We start from the raw sequence: 5,034 nt of genomic DNA, 5'->3' as shown, positions 1-5,034 counted from the left end.
CTCCGTCACCACCCAAAGCCGGGACTTTTTTCTGGATGACTTCTTCAGCAGCTTCTTTAAGACTTAACCCTTTGTACTCCATCAAAGCTGAAATATCATGTGCCACTACTGCTCTTATAAAAAATTCTCCCCAGCCGGTAGATGAAACTGCGCAGGTTTCATTGTTTGCATAAGTTCCTGCGCCGATTATTGGGGCATCGCCAATGCGGTTCCATTTTTTGTTGGTCATGCCGCCTGTGGATGTGCCTGCAGCAAGGTTGCCGTGTTTATCTAAAGCCGCTGCGCCCACAGTGCCAAATTTAGAATCTTTAATCTCAGGGTTTACAGAAGCTATTTTTCCGTCGTGGTCGAGTTTGGTTTTTTCAGAATCTTTGATGCGTTGTAAAGAACGGAAGCGATTTTCGGTAAAGAAATAAGAAGGGTCAACCAATTCAATGCCCTTTTCAGAGGCAAACTGTTCGGCCCCTTCACCACTCAGCATGACGTGAGGCGAATCGGTCATTACTTTAATGGCCAAATCAATGGGGTTTTTTACACGGGTCACTCCGCTCACTGCTCCTGCATCAAGTGTATTCCCCACCATTACCGAGGCATCGAGTTCGTTGGTTTCATGATGTGTGAAAACAGCACCTTTCCCGGCATTGAATAACGGGGAGTCTTCCATTATTTTAATGGTTTCTGCTATGGCTTCAAGACTTGTTCCTCCATTTTCCAATATATAGTGGCCGGTTCTGACCGCTCTTTCTAAAATTTCCTTGTATGCAACTTCCAGTGAATCACTCATGTTTTCTTTTAAAATGGTTCCGGCACCTCCATGGAGGATAATTCCAAATTCACTTTTTTGAGCACTTATGTCAGAATTTGACGTTTTTTCATCGATATTATCACTCACTTTATCGTTACAAGCGACAAAAAGAATCAAAAAAAGTGTTAAAATTTTAATGTTTTTCATAAATAATTGATTTGAATTCCAAAGTTAACAATTCTGCATAAATACTGCTGTTTTCAAATGTCAATGTCGTAAGAATTGTAAGAATAAAGTAGTACAAAATGGGATAAAAACCGACGAAATACATAAAAAACAGGATTAAATGTAAATTGTATTGTTTTTTTACCTACATTTGAAATGTGTTAATTCCCAAAGTTAATACAAATTAAGTTCCCAAACTTAACCTACTTACTATGAAAACAAAATTACACGGACTCTTAGTCCTAACGGCACTTGTACTCTTTACATCTTGCTCAAAAGATGAAATAGACCAAAATGATGCTATTAACTATGAAATTGACCTGAATATTGTTCTTAAGAATGATACACAAATGTCAAATGAAATTCTAAACCTTGTAAATGCCCACAGGGCATCTATTGGTTTAAACCCTTTGATTATGGATCAGGCTTATGCTTCTGCATATGCAGTTGACCATACCGATTACATGATTTCTTTAAGTCAAATTAACCATCACAACTTTCACGTTCGTTCTGAAGGCATGAAAAGCAGAGGCGCCGTAAGGGTTGGCGAAAATGTGGCTTATGGTTATACTGACGCAGAATCTGTAGTTTTCGGATGGCTAAACAGCCCTTCTCACAGAGAAATTATTGAAGGAAACTACACCCACAGCGGATTTGGGGTTTTCCAAAATGAACAAGGGCGTTTCTTTTTCACCCAATTATTTTATTTGAAATAAACTACTTCTTTTTTTGTCCCAAGTTTTTTGAATAGCAAGATTTCCTGTATTTTTACATAAACTTTAAAAGTACAGGAAATGGCTATTCTACCCCCTTTTAATCTCAATCAATGGATTGAAGAAAACAGAGACCTCCTCAGACCCCCTGTAGGAAACAAAAATCTTTACAAAGATGCCGGTGACTATATCGTAATGATTGTAGGAGGGCCTAATGCCCGAAAGGATTATCACTATAACGAAACCGAAGAACTTTTCTATCAGCTAGAAGGCTCAATTAAAGTGATTATTCAGGAAGATGGTCAACGTAAAGAAATGGAACTTCACGCCGGTGATATGTACCTTCACCCAGCAAAAGTACCGCACTCTCCCGCAAGAAGCGCCGGATCTATTGGTCTTGTAATTGAAAGAAAACGAACCGGGAAAGGATATACAGACGGCCTGCTTTGGTTTTGTGACAATTGCAATCACAAAATTCACGAAGTCTATTTTGAACTCCATGATGTAGAAAAAGATTTTCTGCCACACTTCAAGACTTTTTACAATTCTAAAGACTTACGCACTTGTAAAAAATGCGGCACTATGATGGAAACAGACCCGAGATTTACAAGTTCAGATTAATATTTTATCTACCGGATTTCCTTTTCTTTAGGGTGTGAAATTCATACCTTCGCAACATATTATTTAATTTTTCAGATACTACAATTATGTCAAAAACAGCTGCTGCTTTCGGTTTGCACGAAGCGTTGGAACAACTTGAAATCAAAGATACAAACTTAGGAACATCAACAGGTTCCAACTGGTTTTCTTCAGGCGAAGCACTTTCATCGTTTTCTCCCGTTGACGGGGAATTGATTGGAAAGGTAAAAACCACTACTCAGGAAGATTACAATCAAGTAATGCAATCAGCCACCGAAGCTTTTAAGTCATGGCGATTAAAACCTGCTCCTCTAAGAGGTGAAATCGTGCGTCAGTTTGGGGATGAGTTGCGCCGCTTAAAAGAACCGCTCGGAAAACTGGTCTCTTACGAAATGGGAAAATCCTATCAGGAAGGACTGGGCGAGGTTCAGGAAATGATTGACATCTGTGATTTTGCCGTTGGACTTTCACGACAGCTACACGGACTTACGATGCACAGCGAGCGACCCGGGCACAGAATGTATGAACAATACCATCCACTTGGGGTTGTGGGAATCATCTCTGCGTTTAACTTTCCGGTGGCAGTATGGGCATGGAACACGGCTTTGGCCTGGGTTTGTGGTGACGTTTGTGTTTGGAAACCGAGTGAAAAAGCACCGCTTTGTGGTGTAGCTTGCCAGATTATAGCAGCAAGAGTATTTAAAAGCAATGATTTGCCCGAAGGTATTTCCTGCCTCATTAATGGTGATTACCGTGTGGGAGAAATGATGACTACTGATAAGCGAGTTCCTTTAATTTCTGCAACCGGTTCAACCCGTATGGGAAAAATTGTCGGCAAAACCGTAGCCGAACGTCTTGGAAAAACCCTATTGGAATTGGGGGGAAATAATGCCATTATTGTAACTCCAGATGCTGACATTAAGATGACCATAATCGGTGCTGTGTTTGGTGCTGTGGGAACTGCCGGACAACGCTGTACATCAACAAGAAGAATCATTATTCACGAATCGAGATATGAGCAGGTTAAAGATGCCATTGTTGGCGCTTACAAGCAGCTTCGCATAGGAAACCCATTAGATCAAAACAACCATGTGGGGCCACTTATCGATACCGATGCCGTAAAAATGTACAACGAAGCACTGAAAAGAGTAGTTGCTGAAGGCGGAAAAATTTTAGTTGAAGGCGGCGTGCTTGAAGGCGAAGGTTATGAAAGCGGTTGCTACGTAAAACCTGCAATTGCCGAAGCTGAAAATCACTTTAAAATCGTGCAGCACGAAACTTTTGCACCTGTGTTGTATTTGCTGAAATACAGCGGTGATGTGCATAATGCCATCGAAATCCAAAATGGCGTCAACCAGGGATTATCATCGGCAATTATGACCAACAACCTGCGTGAAGCTGAAGCCTTTTTATCTCATGCAGGAAGTGACTGTGGCATTGCCAATGTCAACATCGGGACTTCAGGAGCTGAAATTGGTGGTGCTTTTGGTGGTGAAAAAGAAACCGGTGGCGGCCGTGAAAGCGGTAGTGATGCCTGGAAGATTTATATGAGAAGACAGACAAATACCATTAACTATACCACAGAGTTGCCTTTAGCGCAGGGAATTAAGTTTGATTTGTAAAACTTATTAAAGTCAATATATTACAAAACCTCCTCATTTTGAGGAGGTTTTTGTTTTAAAATTAAAAAACCGAGCTTTTTTCAGTAAAATTTGATCTACCCTACAATAAGATGTCACTAAATCCTCTAATTTTGAAATAAATAAATTCAATTATGAAAAGCCTGCTCTATATTGCATTTGTTTTTATGGTATTTAGCTGTAACCAAAATGATGACGTTGCTTGTACTTTGGAAGCGAGAGCAGGACTGAACGTTACGGTTAAGGACGCCTCAACAAATAATTATTTGGGTATAGGAGCCATAGTTGTCGCAACTGACGGCAATTATTCTGAAACCCTTGAGTATATGGAGGGAGTTATACCCACTTTTGCAGGTGCTTGGGAAAGAGCGGGAAATTATATTTTAACCGTTTCAAGTGAGGGCTATGTGACTTATGTTTCAGAAATTGTTATCGTTACTTCAGACGAGTGTCATGTAATTCCACAGCTGATTGAGGTAACGCTTCAACCGGAATGATTAAAATCTGTAACCAATGCCCAAACCGGCGTGAAACTCGATAGCCTGAAAGCGTTCTTGTACTTCTTCGCTAAAGTTTCTGCCAATACTTCCGTATATAGAAACAATAAACGAATTACTAAAATTCCATTTATAGCCGGAACCCAGGCCGATGATAAAGGAATTCATATCTACAGTAACCTGTTCAATCATAGGAGGGAAAAAATCATTATTTCTAATTTCTTCTTCAAATTCTCCAAAACGATATTTGACAAAGGGGTTGAAATACAAACCTGAGCCCGGATTTTCAGTTCCAAAGTAGTAATTATAACCTAATTTCATACTACTTGTATTGAACTTTTTGGAGCCTTCTTCACTGTAAAAATTAATGCGGTCGTTGATCATTAATTCAACATCAACTGACTGGCTGTAATCAAAAAGATACTCATAACCAATTTCTACTGATGCAATGGCAATCACATTGGCAATGTTAAGTTTGATTTCGTTATTTGGGAACTCTTGTGCAGAAAGGTTTAAAGAAAAAATTAAAACAGCAAGTAGAAGGACAGTTTTCTTCATTGGAGTGGGTTTAGAAT

6 protein-coding genes are annotated in these 5,034 nt (G+C 39.7%); 4 read left to right on the top strand and 2 right to left on the bottom strand.

The features are described from left to right. A partial coding sequence (locus AC6F75_RS04550; protein ID WP_500713762.1) for an isoaspartyl peptidase/L-asparaginase occupies positions 1 to 952 on the bottom strand: 952 nt, incomplete at its 3' end. Positions 953 to 1,182: 230 nt separating this feature from the next. Here AC6F75_RS04550 and AC6F75_RS04545 point away from each other — a divergent pair. The 4 genes from AC6F75_RS04545 (at position 1,183) to AC6F75_RS04530 (ending at position 4,459) form a co-directional block, all read left to right on the top strand. Next, on the top strand, positions 1,183 to 1,686 hold the full coding sequence (locus AC6F75_RS04545) for a CAP domain-containing protein (RefSeq protein WP_500713761.1): 504 nt from the start codon (positions 1,183 to 1,185) through the stop codon (positions 1,684 to 1,686). A 78-nt stretch (positions 1,687 to 1,764) separates the two neighbouring features. Beyond that, a complete protein-coding gene (locus tag AC6F75_RS04540; protein ID WP_500713760.1) occupies positions 1,765 to 2,304 on the top strand; it encodes a 3-hydroxyanthranilate 3,4-dioxygenase in 540 nt (179 codons plus the stop codon). Positions 2,305 to 2,390: 86 nt separating this feature from the next. After that, complete coding sequence (gene amaB, locus AC6F75_RS04535; protein WP_500713759.1) at positions 2,391 to 3,944, top strand: L-piperidine-6-carboxylate dehydrogenase; 1,554 nt, start codon at positions 2,391 to 2,393, stop codon at positions 3,942 to 3,944. 152 nt (positions 3,945 to 4,096) lie between these two features. After that, positions 4,097 to 4,459, top strand: coding sequence for a hypothetical protein (locus tag AC6F75_RS04530; RefSeq protein WP_500713758.1), 363 nt, complete (start codon positions 4,097 to 4,099; stop codon positions 4,457 to 4,459). Here the strand turns inward: AC6F75_RS04530 and AC6F75_RS04525 are convergent. Then, positions 4,460 to 5,034: hypothetical protein (locus AC6F75_RS04525; protein ID WP_500713757.1), on the bottom strand; the 575-nt coding region annotated here is incomplete at its 5' end. It lies immediately after the preceding gene.

Source organism: Planktosalinus sp. (assembly GCF_059864935.1).
This window is presented reverse-complemented; position numbering and strand designations above follow the sequence as displayed.